Here is a 19,699-nt window from a genome sequence, read left to right as displayed (position 1 = left end):
TACATTCTATTCAGCCGTAACAGATGCTGCAGCGTTAACTGCAGCATCTAATTGGCTTAATTTTCTTCCAACTCGATGTTGATACCCAGTGAGCGGATTTCTTTCAACAATACGTTGAACGATTCTGGCATACCTGGTTCCATTTTATGGTTACCATCAACGATGTTTTTATACATCTTAGTACGACCGTTCACGTCATCCGATTTCACTGTTAGCATTTCTTGTAGAGTGTAAGCAGCACCGTAAGCTTCAAGTGCCCATACTTCCATCTCACCAAAACGCTGGCCACCGAACTGTGCTTTACCACCCAGCGGCTGCTGAGTAACAAGGCTGTAAGAACCAGTAGAACGTGCGTGCATCTTATCGTCAACCAAGTGGTTAAGTTTAAGCATATACATGTAACCAACAGTTACTTGACGTTCAAACTGATCGCCAGTACGGCCATCATAAAGTGTAACCTGACCACTTCGAGGATATCCACCAAGCTCAAGCATGTCTTTGATTTCGCTTTCTTTCGCGCCATCAAATGCAGGAGTAGCTATTGGTAAACCACCTTTTAAGTTTTCAGCTAGACGACGAATTTCGTCATCAGTGAAGCTAGCAATGTCTACAACTTGGCGAGATTCACCAATTTCGTAAGCTTGCTTGATGAATTCACGCAGCTCATGAAGCTCACGTTGTTCTTTCATCATCTCTTCAATACGTTCACCGATACCACGTGCAGCAAGACCCATATGTGTTTCAAGGATCTGACCGATGTTCATACGCGATGGTACACCTAGTGGATTCAATACGATATCTACCGTACGACCTTTGTCATCGTAAGGCATATCTTCTACTGGTACGATAGTCGAGATAACACCTTTGTTACCGTGACGACCCGCCATTTTATCACCCGGTTGGATACGACGTTTAACAGCTAGGTATACTTTAACAATCTTAAGTACGCCTGGTGCTAAATCATCACCTTGGGTAATTTTACGACGTTTGTTTTCAAACTTTTTATCGTATTCAGCTTTAAGCTCATCGTACTGTGCAGCTAGTTGCTCAAGCTCAGCTTGCTTGTCTTCTTCAGCAAGGCTTTGCGTAAGTACTTTTTCAGCATTAAGAGATGCAAGTTTTTCTTCATCAAAACCAGCAGCTATAAGTAGCTTGCGTGCACGGTCTAAAACGCCTGCTTCTAAAATACGGAACTCTTCGTTGAAGTCTTTCTTCGCTTCGCGAAGCTGCATATCTTCAACTTCTAACGCACGTTTATCTTTTTCAACACCATCACGGGTGAAAACTTGCACGTCAATTACAGTACCAGTTACAGAGTTTGGTACACGTAAAGAGCTGTCTTTAACGTCAGACGCTTTTTCGCCGAAGATAGCACGTAGTAGCTTCTCTTCAGGTGTAAGCTGTGTCTCGCCTTTAGGAGTCACTTTACCTACTAGGATATCGCCGCCTTTAACTTCAGCACCAATATATACAACGCCTGATTCATCAAGCTTGCCTAGCGCAGACTCACCCACATTCGGGATATCTGCAGTGATCTCTTCAGGACCTAATTTAGTATCACGGGCAACACACTGTAGTTCTTGAATATGGATAGTCGTTAGACGATCTTCTTCAACTACGCGCTCTGATAACAAGATTGAATCTTCGAAGTTGTAACCGTTCCATGGCATGAATGCCACGCGAAGGTTTTGACCAAGGGCTAAGTCACCTAAGTCAGTCGAAGGACCATCTGCTAACACGTCACCACGAGTAACCGGTTCGCCAACCATACAAGTTGGTTTTTGGTTAATACATGTATTTTGGTTAGAACGTGTGTATTTGGTTAAGTTGTAGATGTCGATGCCCGCTTCACCAGGGATGCGTTCTTCTTCATGTACATTTACAACGATGCGACTTGCGTCAGCATACATTACTTCACCACCACGTTTAGCAACGATAGTTACACCAGAGTCTTTCGCTAGTGTTAACTCAATACCAGTACCTACTAACGGTTTATCCGCTTTCAATGTTGGTACTGCTTGACGTTGCATGTTTGAACCCATCAATGCACGGTTAGCATCATCGTGTTCTAGGAACGGGATAAGTGCTGCCGCTACAGAGATCACCTGTTGTGGTGATACATCCATATACTGCTGGTCCATGCGACCCATAAAGGTAGATTCACCTTTGTGACGACATGGAATAAGTTCATCAACAAACTCATTGGTTTCAGTTAAGTTTGAGTTCGCCTGTGCGATAACAAACTGACCTTCTTCAATGGCTGATAAGTAATCAACTTCATCAGTTACAACACCATCTACCACTTTGCGGTAAGGTGTTTCTAAGAAACCGTAGTCATTTGTACGTGCGTACGTAGACAACGAGTTAATTAGACCGATGTTTGGACCCTCAGGAGTCTCGATTGGACATACGCGACCATAGTGAGTTACGTGAACGTCTCGTACTTCAAAGCCTGCGCGTTCACGAGTTAGACCGCCCGGACCTAATGCAGAGATACGACGTTTATGCGTAACTTCTGATAGTGGGTTATTTTGGTCCATAAACTGTGATAACTGAGACGAGCCGAAGAACTCTTTAACCGCTGCCGAAATAGGCTTAGCGTTAATAAGATCTTGTGGCATTATCGCGTCAAGGTCACCTAAGCTTAAACGCTCACGTACAGCACGTTCAACACGTACTAGACCAACACGGAATTGGTTCTCAGCCATTTCGCCAACACTACGTATACGACGGTTGCCTAAGTGATCGATATCATCAACATCGCCTTGACCGTTACGAATAGCAATTAATACTTTCATAACAGACACGATGTCTTCTTTGCTTAATGTGCCTGGGCCTGTGTCTGTATCGTAACCAACACGGCTATTGAACTTCATACGACCTACAGTAGATAAGTCATAACGCTCTTCAGAGAAGAACAAGTTCTGGAATAAGGCTTCAGCCGCGTCTTTCGTCGGTGGCTCGCCTGGGCGCATCATGCGGTAAATTTCTACTAGTGCTTCTAAACGGCTGCTTGAAGAGTCAATGTTCAATGTATTTGACATGTAAGCACCGCTGTCCACTTCATTGATATATAACGTATCAATTTTAGTGTGACCGGCTTTAACCAATTCAGCCATTAGCTCTAGAGTTAGCTCGTCATTTGCATTTGCAATAACTTCACCAGTTGACTCATCAACATAGTTTTTAGCTACAATACGGCCAATGATGTACTCATGTGGTACTTCTAATTGCTTAATGCCTTTCTTCTCGATGCTCTTGATGTGGCGAGCCGTAACACGACGACCGCTTTCAACAAATACTTCACCGTCTTCGCTCTTGATATCAAAAGCGGCAGTTTCACCACGTAAACGCGAAGGTACAAGTTCCATAAGAACTTTACCATTCGTTACTTCAAACGTAGTGTTATCGAAGAACATATCTAGGATTTCTTCGCTAGAATACTCTAGTGCACGTAGGATGATAGACGCCGGTAATTTACGACGGCGGTCAATACGTACATATAAGTTATCTTTTGCATCAAATTCGAAGTCTAACCATGAACCACGGTAAGGTATAACGCGTGCGTTATATAATACTTTACCCGATGAATGGGTTTTACCGCGGTCGTTATCAAAGAATACACCAGGGCTACGGTGTAGCTGAGAAACGATAACACGCTCTGTACCATTGATTACAAAAGTACCGGTATCTGTCATGAGCGGAATTTCGCCCATGTAAACTTCTTGCTCTTTAATGTCTTTAACTGTGCCTGGTGCTTCTTTGTCCATAACAACAAGACGCAGTTTCACGCGAAGTGGAGCAGAATAAGTCACACCGCGAATTTGACATTCTTTTACATCGAAAACTGGCTCACCAATACGGTAACTTACGTATTGAAGCTCAGAATTTCCCGAGTAGCTTTTAATAGGGAACACAGAACGGAAGGCAGCTTCCAAACCATGATCGCCATCAGCGTCCGGCACTAAGAATTTTTTAAACGATTCTAACTGTGTAGACAGTAAAAAAGGTATATCCAAAACTTGTGGACGTTTACCAAAATCCTTACGGATACGTTTCTTTTCAGAATAAGAGTAAGCCATGGGGTTCCTCAGCTTGCTGATCTTTGACCCGACCTGTTCTTGTAAGAACAGACTTAACTGGCAGCTATGCCAAGATTTTACAACATTTAACTGTTGTTCTAATTAGATCCCACTTTAACACTAGCAAACTATAAAGCGTTGAAAGTAAAGAAAAAATCAGATTTTATTTGAACTAAAAGAGTGCATCACTCTATAGCGCAAAAAGGCCGGTGATTAAATAATCACCAGCCCTTGCCTGATTTCTCAGGCAGCGAACTTAGCAAAAGCTAAATTACTTAACCTCAACTTCAGCACCAGCTTCAGTAAGATCTTTTGCAAGTGCTTCAGCTTCTTCTTTAGATACACCTTCTTTAACAGGTGTAGGAGCAGCTTCAACAAGAGCTTTCGCTTCTTTAAGGCCAAGGCCAGTTGCGCTACGAACAGCTTTGATTGCAGAAACCTTGTTAGCGCCAGCGCCAGTAAGGATTACGTCAAATTCTGTTTTCTCTTCAGCAGCTTCAGCAGCTGGACCAGCTACCATTGCAGCTGCAGCAGTTACGCCGAATTTTTCTTCCATTGCTTCGATAAGAGCAACAACGTCCATTACTGACATTTCAGCAATTGCGTCAAGGATTTGGTCTTTAGATACAGACATTACAAATTTCCTAATAATTAACGGACATTAAGTCCAAATAAATTTTACACCGAAAGTGAGATTAAACAGCTTAAAATTAAGCAGCTTGCTCTTCTTTCTGTACACGTACTGCTTCAATTGTTTTACACAATTTGCCAGCAGACGCTTCTTTCATAGCACTCATTAAGCGTGCAACAGCTTCATCGTATGTAGGTAATGTAGCAAGCATTGCTGCATCAACAACATTTCCTTCAAAAGCGGCCGTTTTAAGCTCGAATTTCTCATTCTTTTTCGCGAAATCTGAAAAGATACGCGCAGCAGCACCTGGGTGCTCTGATGAGAAAGCGATTAAGCTTGGACCAACAAATGAATCAGAAAGACACTCAAAATCTGTTCCTTCAAGAGCACGTTTTGCTAAAGTGTTACGGACAACTTTCATCCAAACACCATTTGCACGAGCTTCTTTACGAAGGGCAGTGATTGCGCCAACTGTTACACCACGAGAATCTGCAACAACTGCAGATAGAGCACCATTGGCTGCTTCGTTGACTTCAGCAACTATTGCTTTTTTGCCTTGAAGATTTAAAGCCATGGGTGTTACTCCTGGTTTAATGGGGGTACCGATTATCGGATTCCCCTGTTCTACTCTTCCCTACCAAACAAGGTAGAGATGCTTTTTACGGCGAGAGCCAGAAGGATTAGGAAAAATCTATCTGGGGTCTACACCGTCTACGTAGGTGAATATTAAGGCCGAAGCCACCTACGGTCTTGGACGGAAGCCCAATTTATCGTTAACCCCGAAGGCTTAACGAAATTATGGACTTCAACCCGAATTCTTTACTTTGCAAATTAATAAATTAATCAACAAAATGGCGCGAAATTATAGTACAAATTTCACGCCATGTAAACACTCAATTAAGCAACAATAGTGCTTAAAGTGTTTTGGTCAACAGAAACACCTGCGCCCATTGTTGTAGAGATAGTTACTTTCTTCAAGTAAACACCTTTAGCTTGAGAAGGTTTAGCCTTCTTAAGCGCAACAATTAGAGCTTCAAGGTTTTGTTGTAACTGCTCTGCAGTGAAATCAACCTTACCAATAGTAGTATGGATGATGCCATTTTTGTCATTACGGTAACGTACTTGACCTGCTTTAGCATTTTTAACTGCTTCTGCAACGTTAGGCGTTACAGTACCAGTTTTAGGGTTTGGCATTAGACCACGTGGGCCTAAGATTTGACCTAGTTGACCAACAACACGCATAGCGTCTGGTGATGCAACAACAACGTCAAAGTTCATCTCGCCTTTTTTAACTAGTTCAGCAAGATCTTCCATACCTACTAATTCAGCACCGGCTTCTTTTGCAGCTTCTGCATTAGCGCCTTGTGTGAATACAGCAACACGAACGTCACGACCAGTACCGTTAGGTAGTACAGTCGCACCACGAACGTTTTGATCAGATTTACGAGCATCGATACCAAGGTTAACGGCAACGTCAACACTTTCTACGAATTTAGCTGTTGCTAACTCTTTTAAAAGAGCAACTGCTTCATTGATTTCGTAATCTTTAGTTACTTCCACTTTTTCGCGGATAGTACGCATACGTTTAGTTAATTTAGCCATTTCTTAGTCCTCTACGTTCAAGCCCATCGCACGCGCAGAACCTGCGATAGTGCGAACCGCTGCGTCCATATCGGCAGCTGTAAGGTCAGTTCGTTTTGTCTCAACAATTTCTTCAAGTTGAGCACGAGTTATTGTGCCTACTTTATCAGTGTTAGGACGGCCTGAGCCTGACTTGATACCAGCAGCTTTCTTAAGTAAGTAAGCAGCAGGTGGCGTTTTCATGTCGAACGTAAATGAACGGTCACCGTAAACAGAGATCACTACAGGAACTGGAGCGCCTTTTTCGATAGACTCTGTACGTGCGTTAAACGCTTTACAGAATTCCATGATGTTTACACCGTGTTGACCTAGTGCAGGACCTACTGGAGGACTAGGATTAGCCATACCAGCGGCAACTTGTAGCTTGATTAGAGCTTCAACTTTTTTAGCCATTATAAATACCTCATTTGGTGGGTCTCAGCCTTGTGCGCGCGAGGACGCGTACTCTAACGGCTTCCCAGTTTAAAAATTGGTTTCGTACTTTTTGCACAGTAAAAAATAAATTTTACCTTAATACAAAAAGGCCGCTGATTATAAGTTAATCAGCGGCCTTTTTCAAGCTTCATGCCAAAATTTAAATAAAAATTAGCGAAGCTTTTTTAATCAATTACTTATCTTGCTCAACTTGACCGAATTCAAGCTCAACTGGCGTAGAACGACCAAAAATAAGTACAGATACTTTTACGCGGCTCTTTTCGTAGTCAACTTCTTCAACTACACCACTGAAATCTGCAAATGGACCATCTGTAACGCGTACAACTTCACCTGGTTCAAATAATGTAGCAGGTTTAGGTGCTTCAGCATTTTCTTGTAGGCGATTAAGAATGCGCTCAGCTTCTTTAGGGCTGATAGGAGCAGGACGATCAGACGTACCACCAATAAAGCCCATAACGCGTTCTGTGCTGTTCACTAAGTGCCAGCTTGCGTCATTCATATCCATTTGTACTAATACGTAACCGGGGAAGAATTTACGCTCAGATTTACGCTTTTGGCCAGCGCGCATCTCAACAACTTCTTCAGTTGGTACTAATATTTCACCAAAGCTCGATTCTAGACCTTCGATTTTAATATGTTCAATTAACGTTTGAGCTACACGCTTTTCGTAACCAGAAAAGGCCTGTACTACATACCAACGTAACTTAATTTCTTTGTTCTCGTTCTCATCCGACATGGGATCAGATCTCCAATCCAGTTAAAAAGCCTACAGCGCGGAATAAAATGCCATCTAATCCCCAAAGGATAAGTGCCATAATCACTGTTGCAACCATTACAATTAATGTCGTGTGGGTAGTTTCTTGGCGCGTTGGCCAAATAACTTTGCGTACTTCAATTCGAGCTTCTTTAGCGAAAGCAAGAAAGTTACGTCCCTTAAATGTTTGCGAGGCAATTGCTAATCCGGCCGCTATTGCAACAACAACGCCAATAGCACGTAGTAATACAGATTGATCTGCATACATGTGATTACCAACAACTGCGCCTGCAAGTAGCGCGATTGCTACTAACCACTTTACTGACTCCATCGCACTTGATGGTGTTTCTACATTCGTGCTCATAATATTATTACCTTAACTACAGACACAACAACCCTACACTACGGCAGGGTTAATCCATTAAAATCTAAACTTAAAAACAGACTTAACTTAAACCGGTTTTTAATCTCAGACTACTCAAATAACAAGTAAAACTGGCAGGGGCGGAGAGATTCGAACTCCCAACCATCGGTTTTGGAGACCGCTGTTCTACCAATTGGAACTACGCCCCTGCAAAGTGGATGCCTATTATACTTACGCAGTTCATTAACACAAGCCTAAAAGATACCCACATTGGAAAATCTAATTAATTAATTACATTATTGTTTAAACTGCTAATAATTTAATCGGTTAGATAAACCTACAATCCAAAGATATTGATTATTTCCCTATGGTTTTATAAACGTCACTTAACAAGCTTGAAGCGCCAAACCTAAATGTATTTGCTTGCAAATAATCATCACCCATTATTGCGCGTGCAAGTGCTAAATAATCACTGGCATCAGCCACTGTTTTAACACCGCCTGCCGCTTTAAAGCCCACACGTTTGTTTGAGTTTTTAATGGCTGTTAGCATAATTTTTGTTGATTCAAGCGTGGCATTTACAGCCACTTTACCCGTACTGGTTTTTACAAAATCAGCACCGCCTTCAATTGCAAGCTCCGTGGCTTGAGTAATAAGCGCGTCGGTTTTTAGCTCGCCGCTTTCTATTATTACTTTAAGTTGCGCGCGCGACCCACACGCTTTTTTACTTTCGCTTACATAACTAAGTACAGTTTGAGCATCGCCTGCTATGAGTTTTTTATAAGGAATAACCAAATCAATTTCGTCTGCGCCGCGCTCTATAGCAATAAGTGTTTCGTTAATTACATCACTCAGTGGAGCATCACCCGTTGGAAAGTTAGTAACTGTTGCGACTTTTACGTGGTTTAGCTCACGCGCTGCGAGTGCTATTTTTGCATCATCAACAAAGTCGCTATAAACACATACAGCGGCAGGCGTGCCCAGCGTCGGGTTTATACTATCAACAAGTGCTTGAATGCTTTTGGTGGTATCGCTGGTGTTTAAGCTTGTTAAATCCATCAGTGCGACTGCTAATGCGGCATCTTTTTGGTGTTGTGTCATTAGAGCTCCGTTGCTTATGTAATACCAATTTTATTAAAAACATGATCATTTTAGCGTATTAAATAACGCACTAACTACGTTAAAAACTATTTATATAGAACAACTATGTATCATAATTTTAGCCTTGTTATTGAGCTATTTTCTCGTCGCTATAATAGATCACTAATTTAATGCAATTGATATAAGTACAAAATTTGATATGCCTCCATATTAACAAATTAAACCAAACTCGCTATAGCTCATAACCAAACACTATAAGCTGGTTATTTTACTTGTAACTCGGCGCAATCCCTTGTTAACTAGCTCTTAGGCCTAAAAAGCCCACCTATTATAACTTTTGGTTATATCAACTTGGTTTTAATTATTTTTTACTTATTGATAGCCGCTATATTCTGCTCATCAGAATAAAGCGTTTTCTTATATTTGAATTTGTTTAGGGGTCTTATTAACGTGCAGTATTTACCTATCTTTACCAAACTCGACAACAAACCAGTATTGGTTGTTGGCGGTGGAGAGGTCGCTTTACGCAAATGTCGCGCGTTTTTAAAAGCGAGAGCAAGCGTTACTTTAGTAGCACCTTGGTTTTGCGACGAACTAAAAGAGCATGCACATAATAATGAAGTAACGCTTATTGATGCTTATTTTGATGAATCGCACCTTGATGGCAAAATGCTTGTTATTGCAGCAACCGACCGCGATGAAGTAAACAACAACGTATTTGAACTTGCCAATGCCCGCAATGTGTTTGTAAACGTGGTTGATGACCAACCTAAATGTACGTTTATATTCCCATCCATTGTAGACCGTGACCCAATTACGATTGCTATATCAAGTGCTGGCACAGCGCCCGTACTTGCACGTCGCTTACGCGAAAAACTCGAAACTCTTATTCCACATCATATTGGCCCACTTGCAACACTTGTCGGTGGCTTTAGAGACAAAGTAAAAAAACGCTTTAAGCATTTTTCAGACCGCCGCCAATTTTGGGAAGGTGTGTTCGACTCATCTGTTGTGAGTAAAGTACAAACCGGCGATACCCAAGCCGCACAGCAGCAACTAGAGCAAATGCTGGATGCGAAAGCAGAACCTGAAGGCGAAGTATACGTAGTAGGTGCAGGCCCTGGCGATCCAGAGCTTTTAACACTTAAAGCACTGCAACTTATGCAACAAGCCGATGTGGTTGTATACGACTTTTTAGTCTCTGACGAAATTATGGAACTAGTGCGCCGTGATGCTGACCTTATTTGTGTAGGTAAACGCTTAGGCGATCATAGTGTTGTTCAAGAAGATACCAACCAAATGCTGGTCGACCTTGCTAAAAAAGGCAAAAAAGTGTGCCGCATTAAAGGTGGTGACCCGTTTATTTATGGCCGTGGTGGCGAAGAAGTACAAGTACTGGCTGCTAACAACGTAAATTATCAAATTGTTCCAGGTATTACAGCCGCTGCAGGTTGTAGTGCTTACGCGGGTATTCCGCTTACGCATCGCGACCATGCACAAGCCATTCAATTTGTAACTGGCCACTGTAAAAAAGACGGTCAAGAACTTGATTGGCAATCGCTGGCAAAAGCAAATCAAACGCTGGCTATTTACATGGGCGTAATTAAATCGCCGCACATACAAGGCGAGCTTTTAAAACATGGCCGCAAAGCCGACACCCCTGTTGCCATTATCGAAAACGGTACACGTAAAAATCAGCGTGTAGTAACAGGCCAATTAGGCGAACTTGCCGACTTAATTGAACGCAACAGCATTATATCGCCTGCACTACTCATTATTGGCGAAGTAGCCGCCCTGCACTCGCAACTAGCGTGGTTTGGGAAAAACGAGCAAACAAGCAGCTTTGCACAGCCGCTAACAGATGTATCAAATACATAACCGAATTTTAAATTTGTAACTTTTAATCATTTTAGTAGGACGACTAACAATGGCTTTAACTCACCTTCAGCAACTTGAAGCTGAAAGTATCAAAATCATGCGCGAAGTCGCCGCTGAGTTTGAGAACCCAGTAATGCTTTACTCTATTGGTAAAGATTCGTCGGTACTTTTGCACTTAGCGCGTAAAGCATTTTACCCTGCAAAAATACCGTTCCCGTTATTACACGTAGACACCAACTGGAAGTTTCGTGAAATGATTGAGTTTCGCGACCGTATAGCTAAAGAATACGGCTTTGACCTACTGGTACACAAAAATCCAGAAGGCATTGAAATGGGCGTAGGCCCGTTTACGCATGGCTCGGGTAAACATACCGACATAATGAAAACCCAAGGCTTAAAACAAGCGCTAGATAAATACGGCTTTGATGCTGCATTTGGTGGCGCACGCCGCGACGAAGAAAAGTCACGCGCAAAAGAGCGTGTTTATTCGTTCCGCGACAAACACCACCGTTGGGACCCTAAAAACCAACGCCCAGAGCTTTGGAATACCTACAACAGCCAAGTTAATCCGGGTGAGAGCATTCGTGTTTTCCCATTATCTAACTGGACTGAGCTTGATATTTGGCAATACATTTATCAAGAAAACATCGAAATGGTGCCATTGTACCTAGCTAAAGATCGCCCAGTAGTTGAGCGCGACGGTACTTTGATTATGGTTGACGATGAGCGTATGCCTCTTAATGAAGGTGAAGTACCGCAAATGAAATCTGTTCGTTTTCGTACATTAGGCTGCTACCCACTTACCGGTGCAGTTGAATCAACAGCAAGTACTTTAACCGAAATCATCGAAGAAATGCTGCTATCTACGTCATCTGAACGTGAAGGTCGTGTTATTGACCATGATTCAGCCGGCTCAATGGAGAAGAAAAAACGTGAGGGGTATTTTTAATGTCTAGCCAAAATAACGATACATTTAACGAAGTAAAAGAAATAGGCATAGACGCCTACCTAGCACGCCAACAAGACAAAAGCTTATTACGCATGCTTACTTGTGGCAGCGTAGATGACGGTAAATCAACACTGATTGGCCGCCTACTACACGACAGCCACCAAATTTATGAAGATCAGCTAGCTGCCCTTCATAAAGATAACGAAAAAGTAGGTAATGCAGGTGAAGATCTTGACCTTGCATTATTGGTTGATGGCCTACAAGCTGAGCGTGAGCAAGGCATTACCATTGACGTAGCGTACCGTTACTTTTCAACGGCTAAGCGTAAATTTATTATTGCCGACACACCTGGGCACGAGCAATACACGCGCAACATGGTAACCGGTGCATCAACAAGCGATGTCGCCATTATTTTGGTTGATGCGCGTTACGGCGTACAAGTACAAACTAAGCGCCATAGCTTTATTTGTGACTCGCTGGGCATTAAGCAGTTTGTTGTTGCCGTTAATAAAATGGATATCGTTGATTTTGACGAAACCGTGTATGAAAAAATTAAGGCCGATTACCTTAAATTTGCTGAGCAACTTAACGTATCAAACATTAAGTTTGTGCCTATGTCGGCGCTTAAAGGCGACAACGTAGTAACACGCTCTGCACATACACCGTATTACACCGACAAGCCGCTACTAGAATTACTAGAAGATTCGCCAGCAGCCGAAACAGATACAGGCTTTGAAGCGCGCCTACCTGTGCAATATGTAGTGCGTCCTAACTTAAACTTCCGTGGTTTTCAGGGCACACTTACATCGGGCAAGATGCACGTAGGCGATGCTATAAAAGTATTACCGTCGGGTAAAACATCAAGCATTAAAGAAATTGTTACCTTTGATGGCAACCTAGACAGCGCCGAAGCAGGCCAAGCAATTACCGTTACCCTAAATAACGAAATTGATATTAGCCGAGGGGATGTAATCGTACCTGCAAATTCAACGGCCGCTGTAACTAACCAGTTGCAAGCTAAAATTGTGTGGATGCATGAATCGCCATTAGTATTAGGTAAAAGCTATAACCTAAAACTAGGTAGCAAAAACACCTCAGCTATTGTTAAAAAGATTGACTACACAATTGATGTAAACACGCTTGAGCACGGCACTAGCGACTCATTACAGCTAAACGAAATTGCGATTGTAACGCTTGAACTAACCGAAACTATTTTGGCAGACGAGTACCACAGCAATCACGAAACAGGCTCGTTTATTCTAATCGATCGCTTATCAAACCTAACAGTTGCTGCCGGTATGATTGAGCAAGTACTGCAAAGCCAAACAAAGCAAAGTAACTTTAGCGAATTTGAAGTTGAATTTAACAGCTTAGTACGCAAGCACTTCCCGCATTGGCAAGCGCTTGATATTTCTAAGCTATAAGTTAACTTTAGCCTGTTAGGAATTTAAAAGCATGGTAGAACAGCTCGTTTTAACAGGCATTATGCTTACCTTAGTCGGGTGCCTTTTTGGCACCCGTATTAATCCAGCATGGTTATTTGTAAGCGCTATTGGCACCAGCTACTTAGCAGGGCTAATCGATCTTGAAAGTATGTTAGTTAACTACGCTAACCCGTCGCTTATCACTTTAGTACTATTGGTGTTAGTGTCGACCGCAATAGAAAAAACCACCCTAATTCAAAAGTTAGCGCAATCGCTATCTAAAGGTAGTTTAGTAAAATCGGTAACAAAATTGGGGTTATCAACCGCCTTTTTATCGTCGTTCACTAACAATACCGCCGTTGTTGCATCGCTTATTACCGCGATAAAAGACAATCCTAATCACTCCCCTTCAAAGCTATTATTACCGCTGTCGTACACTGCTATTTTGGGCGGCACTATTACGCTTATTGGTACATCAACCAACTTAATCGTCAATGGCTTTGCAGTAGATGCGGGCATGGAACCGCTGGGCTTTTTTGACTTTACCTTAGTCGGTTTAGGCGCGCTAAGCGTAGGCCTAATTACTATTTTAGTAATGCTTAAATACTTACCCGACAACGGTAAAAGCGACCAAGAAGTCGTGCCTTTTTACCTAGAAGGTAAAGTACAAGCAAGCTCAAAATTAATAGGCCAAACCGTAGAAGAAAACGGCCTGCGTGATTTAAAAGACTTATTCCTTGCTGAAATTATTCGCGACGAGAGCCGCATTTGCGCAGTCACTCCACAGCAAATTATTCAAAAAGACGACGTGCTGCTGTTTGTAGGTGACATAAAATCGGTGCCATTACTTACCCGTTTCGACGGTTTAAAAGTAGTGCACGAGAATCACCAAAAAGACATAGAACACTTAGTAGAAGTAGTCGTAAGTCAATCTTCAAAATTTATTGGTAAAACCGTAAAAGAAGCCCGCTTTAGAGAGCAGTTTCATGCTGCTGTTATTGCCATTCGCCGTGGACATGACCGCTTACAAGGCGGCCTTGGGCAAGTGCAATTACAAGCTGGCGACTCACTTATACTCGCACCAGGCAAAAACTTTTACACTTTGCCTAATTTAAAGCGCGAATTTGTGTATATTTCAGGGTTTGACTTACAAGCCCACCTTGCACCTAAGCAATCAAATATTGTGCTACTAAGCTTTGCCGCAGTACTGGGTTTAAGCATTATTGGCATAGTGCCGCTGGTTAAAGGCTTATTAGTATTACTGATTGGCTTAATGCTCAGCGGCACCATAAAACTTAACGAAGTAAAACGCCGTTTTCCTATCGAGTTATTGGTGGTTGTAGGTAGCGCCATTGGCCTTGCTAAATTAATGATAGGCACCGGACTTGCCGGGCAAATATCCGACGCCATGTTTATGGTACTTGGGGATTTTGGCCCGTACGGCGCGTTTATAGCTATATTTTTAATGACCGTATTATTTACCGAGCTTATAACTAACAACGCAGCTGCTGCCTTGTCGTTCCCTGTTGCTTACTCGCTCGCGGTTGGTTTTAATGTAGACCCACTACCGTTTATTATGGCGGTTGCCTTTGGCGCATCAGCCAGCTTTATATCGCCATTTGGGTATCAAACTAACCTAATGGTTTATAGCGCGGGTAACTATCGCTTAAAAGATTACATAGTGATGGGCTTACCCCTTTCTATTATTTATTCAATCACAGTATTAACCCTGATCCCGCTGGTATTTCCGTTTTAATACCTGCGCTTACAGCATAAGAGACTCTCACTATGGATGAAAATATAGTTTGGCATAACTACGCAACGACAAAAGCACAGCGTAGTGAGCAAAAAAAACATAAGCCCGCTATTTTATGGTTTACCGGCTTTTCAGGCTCTGGCAAAAGCACCGTAGCAAACGCACTAGAAGCGGCGCTTAATCAGCAAGGTACGCACACTTACCTGCTCGATGGCGACAACGTACGCCACGGTTTGTGTAAAGATCTAGGCTTTAGCGACGAAGACCGCATTGAAAACATACGCCGCGTAGGCGAAACCGCAAAACTAATGACCGACGCTGGCTTGTTAGTACTTACTGCGTTTATATCGCCTTTTAGAGCAGAACGCGACATGGTGCGTAACTTAGTAGACGAAGGCGAATTTATCGAAGTCTTTATCGATACCCCACTGGATGTATGCGAAAGCCGCGATCCTAAAGGCTTATACAAAAAAGCCCGCGCTGGAGAGATAAAACACTTCACTGGTATCGATTCAAGCTACGAAGTGCCAAACAATCCAGAAATAATTTTAGATACAAGTAAAAACACCCTAGACCAATCGGTTACACAACTGATAACGTATCTAAAACAAAAGCACATAATATAGGTTAACCCCATGAATCAAACCGAACTGCTAGAAGAAACCCTCATCCTTGCCCGCAAAGCAGGCCAAACGATAATGGGAATTTACGAAAAGGATTTTAACGTTGAGTACAAAGCCGATGAAAGCCCCGTAACCGACGCCGATTTAGCAGCTCATAAACTGATTGTGGCAGGGCTTCAACAGCTCACACCTGATATTCCAATACTCAGTGAAGAAAACGCCGACATAAGTTGGGATGTACGCCAAACGTGGAAAAGCTACTGGTTAGTTGATCCAATCGACGGCACTAAAGAATTTATTAAAAAGAACGGTGAATTTACCGTAAACATCGCCCTAATTAAAAACGGCATTCCTATTTTAGCCGTAGTAGATGCACCTGCCCTTGGCGTATCGTACTTAGCTGCCGAAGCCATTGGCGCATTTAAAGATAAAGGCGATGAGCGAATTGAGCTTAAAGTAACAACTAAACCTAACAAAGGGTTAATTCGTGTTGTAGGCAGTCGCTCGCACCCATCACCCGATTTAGCCGAGTTTGTGAAACGCTTTGATGAGGTTGAAATGGTGTCTAAAGGCAGCTCACTAAAACTGTGTTTAGTCGCTGAGGGCAGCGCCGACATTTACCCGCGATTAGGTCCAACTTGCGAATGGGATACAGGCGCCGGCCATGCTATTGCCGAAATAGCCGGTGCTAAAGTCACTAAGCTTGATGGCAGCCCGCTTATTTATAACACCAAAGATGAATACTTAAATCCGTACTTTATTGTAAGTGCGATAGAAGAGTAAGCGCAGTTTTAAGTGGTTAGCTATCGGTTGTTAAAAAGACAAGTGATAGCTTTTACTCCTTGAGTCATCAAGCAGTGTTTAGCAAACGGTGAAAAAGAAACAAGCCTTATTAACTACTTACTAGTTTTTAAGTACATCATACTACCTTTAAATACATCAAATAACTCACAATGAAAATTTTGAAGATTATCAATTAGCTCCTCAATTTCCCTTAGATTACGAGTAAACTCGGGGTTTGATTCTTGCATATCAGGTAATGAATTAATTCGCATTAAGTTTAGCCAAGCTGATGCATCAGAGTCTACTTGAAATAACCAATCGGTAACAATACCGTCAAAATAGAAATCAGCTAGGGCAAGTGCCTCTTGAAGCTCTTCGTACAACTTATCATCGACCACATGATTTATATCAACACTACGCAAAAACCTTTTTACAACTATATAAATATGCAATTTATTTGAGTTACTTTCACGCTTCTCTTTATCAACATTAAGCTTCCACTGCTGGTATGCAATAAAGCCTACTGAGATGGCAATTACAGGGCTTAATAAAGCCGAAAAGATATCAATAACTTGCTTAGCAGTACTTAACGCTTCCAATTTAAATTCCTTTTAAGTTAACCCATTTAGATCTTTTTTAAGTTTTGTAAGTCAAAAAAGAAAGGCCTATCCCTATTTTATCTACAACCCTTAACGATTTTGCTGGGCGATAAAAGCAAGCGAGTGCTGATTGAATAAGTCAGGACGTTCCACATTACAAACATGGCCGCAATGGTGAATAGTTTGCAGTACGCTATTTTTATGGCGCTTTACCATTTCTTTAACAGGGCCAAGGAACATATGATCTTCCTTACCCATAATGTACAGAATGGGAATATCAATGTCTTTTTCTTTGAAGTATTGCATTAAAGGGTTTACGTCCATGGCTAATTTAAACCATTTTATAAACTCTTTTTGGCACAAGCGTTTTGCTTCACGAACAAACAAAAGTCGAGATTCTTTATGGCGCTTTTTAGGCATCATAATAAAAGCAAATAAACGGTACAGCCACATATAAGGCAGGAAGTGTTTAAAAGTATTACCTAAATAAACCAATGTATTACTGCGAGTATTAAAACGAGTAACCGCTCCACCTAGCACCATGCTAGAAACATATTGCGGCGCAATTTCAGCAATATTTCGAATGAGTATTGTGCCCAATGAAATACCAACAAAGTGTGCGCTGGAGATATTGTTATGATCTAACACATCGATAATGTCTCTAGAGAAATTATTAAATGAATAATTATTATCAACAAAGTTTTGTACTAAGTTATTCGATTTACCGTGACCACGAAGATCTAGCAACAACACATTATATTCTTTTTTATAGGCTTTAAGCTGACGAAACCAAATTGCCGAACTACCACCTGCTCCATGGACAAATACAACCCATGTTTTACTGGTTTCGTGCGCAAAAGTAGTATGGAAGAGAATCTCTTTGCTCATTGCAGTTAGTGGCCTATTTACTTCGTTTGGCATATTCAATTGCAGGAAGTATAACGGAGTTTAATAAAAATCTCCTATGAAGTTCAGGTCAATGGCTTCTACTTAACAGCTTTTCGGGGCAGATTTTGATTTTTAAATGAAAACTAATAAAAATGACCAGTCCCTATTTTTACGTTATGAAACCGCCTATCTCGGCTTTGCTGCTGGCGTGACGCTATGGCGTGTTGGGTTTCGCTGCGCTCTAACCAACCTACTTTAAAATTATAATGCGGTGCTGCCGCTTAAGGGTGTTGCCCACTTTTACACCGCTGTTTCGTATTCATGACACTTACCCTTCAATTTGGTCTAATTAATTAGTCTACAAATCCTCTCAAAACATGAAATTTTTAGCTAAAAACTATATTCTTGCGCGCGATTATTATTTAAATAATGGATAAACACACACATGACAACATCTCAAGATGCAACGCTTTCAAATGCATCAACAACAGGTGCACACACACCTTCAAACACACCCACTTCTAAATGGAACCTGCACGATACGCAGTGGACTTTAAGCCTTTTTGGTACCGCCGTTGGTGCGGGTATTTTATTTTTACCTATTAATATTGGCATTGGCGGTTTTTGGCCGTTAATTATTTTGGCATGCTTAGCATTTCCAATGACCTTTTGTGCACACCGTGGATTAGCGCGTTTTGTACTTTCATCAAAAAATAAAGATGCCGATTTTACCGACGTAGTTGAAGAGCACTTTGGTGTGACTGCGGGGCGGTTAATTTCTTTATTATACTTTTTATCTATATTCCCAATTTTGCTTATTTACGGTGTGGGCTTAACTAATACCGTTGATAGCTTTATGGTTAATCAAATGGGGATGGAATCACCTTCTCGCGTGTTGCTTTCGGGTGTATTAGTTGCAGGTATGATTAGCTTAATGATGGGCGGCGAGCGCTTAATGCTGCGTGCCTTTGCTATTTTAGTTTACCCGCTTGTGGGTATATTGTTCTTTTTATCACTTTATTTAATCCCAAGCTGGCAAATGCCAGATATGGCAATGCCTGAAATAGGCAGCTTTGGTAAAACGTTGTGGTTATCGATCCCTATTATTGTGTTTTCGTTTAGCCACGCAGCGGCTATCTCAAGCTTTGTAAACGTGCAACGCGGTCACTACGGTGAACAAGCTACACATAAGTCTGAGGCGGTTTTAAAGCGCACTAGCTTACTACTTATTACCTTTGTACTGTTATTTGTGTTCTCTTGCGTGCTGTCGCTTACAGGCGAGCAAATGGCAGCGGCTAAAGCCGCTAACGTATCGGTTTTATCCTACCTTGCTAATATTACTGATAACTCGTTTATTGCCACACTTGGGCCGCTTGTTGCCTTTATTGCTATTACATCGTCGTTTTTGGGTCACTTTTTAGGGGCACGTGAGAGCTTTACGGGTTTAGTAACTAAGCAAACAAGCTTAAGCGCAAAAGCGGCCGATAAAATTGGTGTGCTAATTATGTTTTTAGCTATTTGGTTTTGCGCTGTTAAAAACCCAAGTATTTTAGACATGATGGATCAGTTATCGGGCCCTATCATCGCAATGATTTTATTCATCATGCCAATGATTGCAGTTTATAAAGTGCCTGCACTTCATAAATACCGCAACCGTTTAAGCACGCTATTTATATTAGCGGTTGGCTCACTTGCTGTATTTGCACTTATTTACAGCATGATTAATTAATACGCTATATATTCAAAAGCCCAGCTAATTTAATTAGCTGGGCTTTTTTAGGCATAAAAAAA

At 41.8% G+C, this 19,699-nt stretch carries 17 protein-coding genes and 1 tRNA gene; 7 read left to right on the top strand and 11 right to left on the bottom strand.

Annotation, left to right across the window (positions count from 1 at the left end; all coding sequences use genetic code 11):
* Positions 1-56: 56 nt before the first annotated feature.
* The 9 genes from rpoB to deoC all read right to left on the bottom strand — a co-directional run bounded on the left by rpoB (position 57) and on the right by deoC (position 9,008).
* Positions 57-4,082 carry a DNA-directed RNA polymerase subunit beta gene (gene rpoB / locus GQR53_RS10880; protein WP_024597281.1) on the bottom strand — a complete coding sequence of 1,342 codons (4,026 nt, stop codon included), beginning with the start codon at positions 4,080-4,082 and terminating at the stop codon, positions 57-59.
* A gap of 271 nt (positions 4,083-4,353) precedes the next feature.
* Positions 4,354-4,716 (bottom strand): 50S ribosomal protein L7/L12, encoded by a 363-nt coding sequence (gene rplL / locus GQR53_RS10875; protein ID WP_002958882.1) that lies wholly within the window; start codon positions 4,714-4,716, stop codon positions 4,354-4,356.
* A 76-nt stretch (positions 4,717-4,792) separates the two neighbouring features.
* Complete coding sequence (gene rplJ / locus GQR53_RS10870; RefSeq protein ID WP_002958881.1) at positions 4,793-5,287, bottom strand: 50S ribosomal protein L10; 495 nt, start codon at positions 5,285-5,287, stop codon at positions 4,793-4,795.
* Between the two features lie 323 nt (positions 5,288-5,610).
* Positions 5,611-6,315, bottom strand: coding sequence for a 50S ribosomal protein L1 (gene rplA, locus GQR53_RS10865; protein WP_002958880.1), 705 nt, complete (start codon positions 6,313-6,315; stop codon positions 5,611-5,613).
* 3 nt (positions 6,316-6,318) lie between these two features.
* Positions 6,319-6,747 carry a 50S ribosomal protein L11 gene (gene rplK, locus GQR53_RS10860; RefSeq protein WP_024603865.1) on the bottom strand — a complete coding sequence of 143 codons (429 nt, stop codon included), beginning with the start codon at positions 6,745-6,747 and terminating at the stop codon, positions 6,319-6,321.
* A 214-nt stretch (positions 6,748-6,961) separates the two neighbouring features.
* Positions 6,962-7,525 (bottom strand): transcription termination/antitermination protein NusG, encoded by a 564-nt coding sequence (gene nusG, locus GQR53_RS10855; protein WP_002958878.1) that lies wholly within the window; start codon positions 7,523-7,525, stop codon positions 6,962-6,964.
* Positions 7,526-7,529: 4 nt separating this feature from the next.
* On the bottom strand, positions 7,530-7,907 hold the full coding sequence (gene secE, locus GQR53_RS10850) for a preprotein translocase subunit SecE (RefSeq protein ID WP_002958877.1): 378 nt from the start codon (positions 7,905-7,907) through the stop codon (positions 7,530-7,532).
* Positions 7,908-8,039: 132 nt separating this feature from the next.
* Positions 8,040-8,116: transfer RNA gene (locus GQR53_RS10845), tRNA-Trp, on the bottom strand.
* A 148-nt stretch (positions 8,117-8,264) separates the two neighbouring features.
* Positions 8,265-9,008: a deoxyribose-phosphate aldolase gene (deoC, locus tag GQR53_RS10840; protein ID WP_165743937.1), complete on the bottom strand. Its 744-nt coding sequence runs from the start codon at positions 9,006-9,008 to the stop codon at positions 8,265-8,267.
* A gap of 450 nt (positions 9,009-9,458) precedes the next feature.
* Here deoC and cysG point away from each other — a divergent pair, with 450 nt between their 5' ends.
* Genes cysG through cysQ form a run of 6 tightly spaced genes read left to right on the top strand, consistent with a single transcriptional unit; the run spans position 9,459 to position 16,421 of the window.
* Positions 9,459-10,886 (top strand): siroheme synthase CysG, encoded by a 1,428-nt coding sequence (gene cysG, locus GQR53_RS10835; protein WP_165743936.1) that lies wholly within the window; start codon positions 9,459-9,461, stop codon positions 10,884-10,886.
* A gap of 49 nt (positions 10,887-10,935) precedes the next feature.
* Positions 10,936-11,835, top strand: a complete 900-nt coding sequence (gene cysD, locus GQR53_RS10830; RefSeq protein WP_002958873.1) for a sulfate adenylyltransferase subunit CysD — start codon at positions 10,936-10,938, stop codon at positions 11,833-11,835.
* The gene (gene cysN / locus GQR53_RS10825; RefSeq protein WP_024603862.1) at positions 11,835-13,259 is read left to right on the top strand and encodes a sulfate adenylyltransferase subunit CysN; all 1,425 of its coding nucleotides are present in this window, start codon (positions 11,835-11,837) and stop codon (positions 13,257-13,259) included. The genes cysD and cysN overlap by 1 nt, the downstream gene beginning before the upstream one ends.
* Positions 13,260-13,290: 31 nt before the next feature.
* Positions 13,291-15,015, top strand: a complete 1,725-nt coding sequence (locus GQR53_RS10820) for an SLC13 family permease (protein ID WP_165743935.1) — start codon at positions 13,291-13,293, stop codon at positions 15,013-15,015.
* Between the two features lie 32 nt (positions 15,016-15,047).
* Complete coding sequence (gene cysC, locus GQR53_RS10815) at positions 15,048-15,641, top strand: adenylyl-sulfate kinase (RefSeq protein WP_002958870.1); 594 nt, start codon at positions 15,048-15,050, stop codon at positions 15,639-15,641.
* Positions 15,642-15,650: 9 nt separating this feature from the next.
* Entirely contained in the window at positions 15,651-16,421 is a 771-nt protein-coding gene (cysQ, locus tag GQR53_RS10810; RefSeq protein WP_165743934.1) for a 3'(2'),5'-bisphosphate nucleotidase CysQ, read from the top strand.
* Between the two features lie 113 nt (positions 16,422-16,534).
* Here cysQ and GQR53_RS10805 read toward each other — a convergent pair whose 3' ends face one another.
* Positions 16,535-17,020: a hypothetical protein gene (locus GQR53_RS10805; RefSeq protein ID WP_165743933.1), complete on the bottom strand. Its 486-nt coding sequence runs from the start codon at positions 17,018-17,020 to the stop codon at positions 16,535-16,537.
* A 90-nt stretch (positions 17,021-17,110) separates the two neighbouring features.
* The gene (locus tag GQR53_RS10800) at positions 17,111-17,908 is read right to left on the bottom strand and encodes an alpha/beta hydrolase (RefSeq protein ID WP_165743932.1); all 798 of its coding nucleotides are present in this window, start codon (positions 17,906-17,908) and stop codon (positions 17,111-17,113) included.
* 445 nt (positions 17,909-18,353) lie between these two features.
* Here GQR53_RS10800 and GQR53_RS10795 point away from each other — a divergent pair, with 445 nt between their 5' ends.
* On the top strand, positions 18,354-19,637 hold the full coding sequence (locus tag GQR53_RS10795) for an aromatic amino acid transport family protein (protein ID WP_165743931.1): 1,284 nt from the start codon (positions 18,354-18,356) through the stop codon (positions 19,635-19,637).
* Positions 19,638-19,699 lie beyond the last annotated feature (62 nt).

The sequence above is a fragment of the Pseudoalteromonas sp. Z9A6 genome (genome assembly GCF_011378805.1).
GTDB classification, from domain to species: Bacteria; Pseudomonadota; Gammaproteobacteria; order Enterobacterales; family Alteromonadaceae; genus Pseudoalteromonas; species Pseudoalteromonas distincta.
Note: the sequence above shows the minus strand (reverse complement) of the source record. Positions and strands in the feature narration are given on the sequence as shown.

Bases quoted from the DNA above. Each gene is read 5' to 3' on its own strand.
- nusG (WP_002958878.1), bottom strand. From the start codon at position 7,525: ATGTCGGATGAGAACGAGAACAAAGAAATTAAGTTACGTTGGTATGTA.
- rpoB (WP_024597281.1), bottom strand. From the start codon at position 4,082: ATGGCTTACTCTTATTCTGAAAAGAAACGTATCCGTAAGGATTTTGGT.
- deoC (WP_165743937.1), bottom strand. From the start codon at position 9,008: ATGACACAACACCAAAAAGATGCCGCATTAGCAGTCGCACTGATGGAT.
- cysN (WP_024603862.1), top strand. From the start codon at position 11,835: ATGTCTAGCCAAAATAACGATACATTTAACGAAGTAAAAGAAATAGGC.
- rplA (WP_002958880.1), bottom strand. From the start codon at position 6,315: ATGGCTAAATTAACTAAACGTATGCGTACTATCCGCGAAAAAGTGGAA.
- GQR53_RS10820 (WP_165743935.1), top strand. From the start codon at position 13,291: ATGGTAGAACAGCTCGTTTTAACAGGCATTATGCTTACCTTAGTCGGG.
- cysC (WP_002958870.1), top strand. From the start codon at position 15,048: ATGGATGAAAATATAGTTTGGCATAACTACGCAACGACAAAAGCACAG.
- GQR53_RS10800 (WP_165743932.1), bottom strand. From the start codon at position 17,908: ATGAGCAAAGAGATTCTCTTCCATACTACTTTTGCGCACGAAACCAGT.
- secE (WP_002958877.1), bottom strand. From the start codon at position 7,907: ATGAGCACGAATGTAGAAACACCATCAAGTGCGATGGAGTCAGTAAAG.
- cysQ (WP_165743934.1), top strand. From the start codon at position 15,651: ATGAATCAAACCGAACTGCTAGAAGAAACCCTCATCCTTGCCCGCAAA.
- rplJ (WP_002958881.1), bottom strand. From the start codon at position 5,287: ATGGCTTTAAATCTTCAAGGCAAAAAAGCAATAGTTGCTGAAGTCAAC.
- rplK (WP_024603865.1), bottom strand. From the start codon at position 6,747: ATGGCTAAAAAAGTTGAAGCTCTAATCAAGCTACAAGTTGCCGCTGGT.
- rplL (WP_002958882.1), bottom strand. From the start codon at position 4,716: ATGTCTGTATCTAAAGACCAAATCCTTGACGCAATTGCTGAAATGTCA.
- cysD (WP_002958873.1), top strand. From the start codon at position 10,936: ATGGCTTTAACTCACCTTCAGCAACTTGAAGCTGAAAGTATCAAAATC.
- GQR53_RS10795 (WP_165743931.1), top strand. From the start codon at position 18,354: ATGACAACATCTCAAGATGCAACGCTTTCAAATGCATCAACAACAGGT.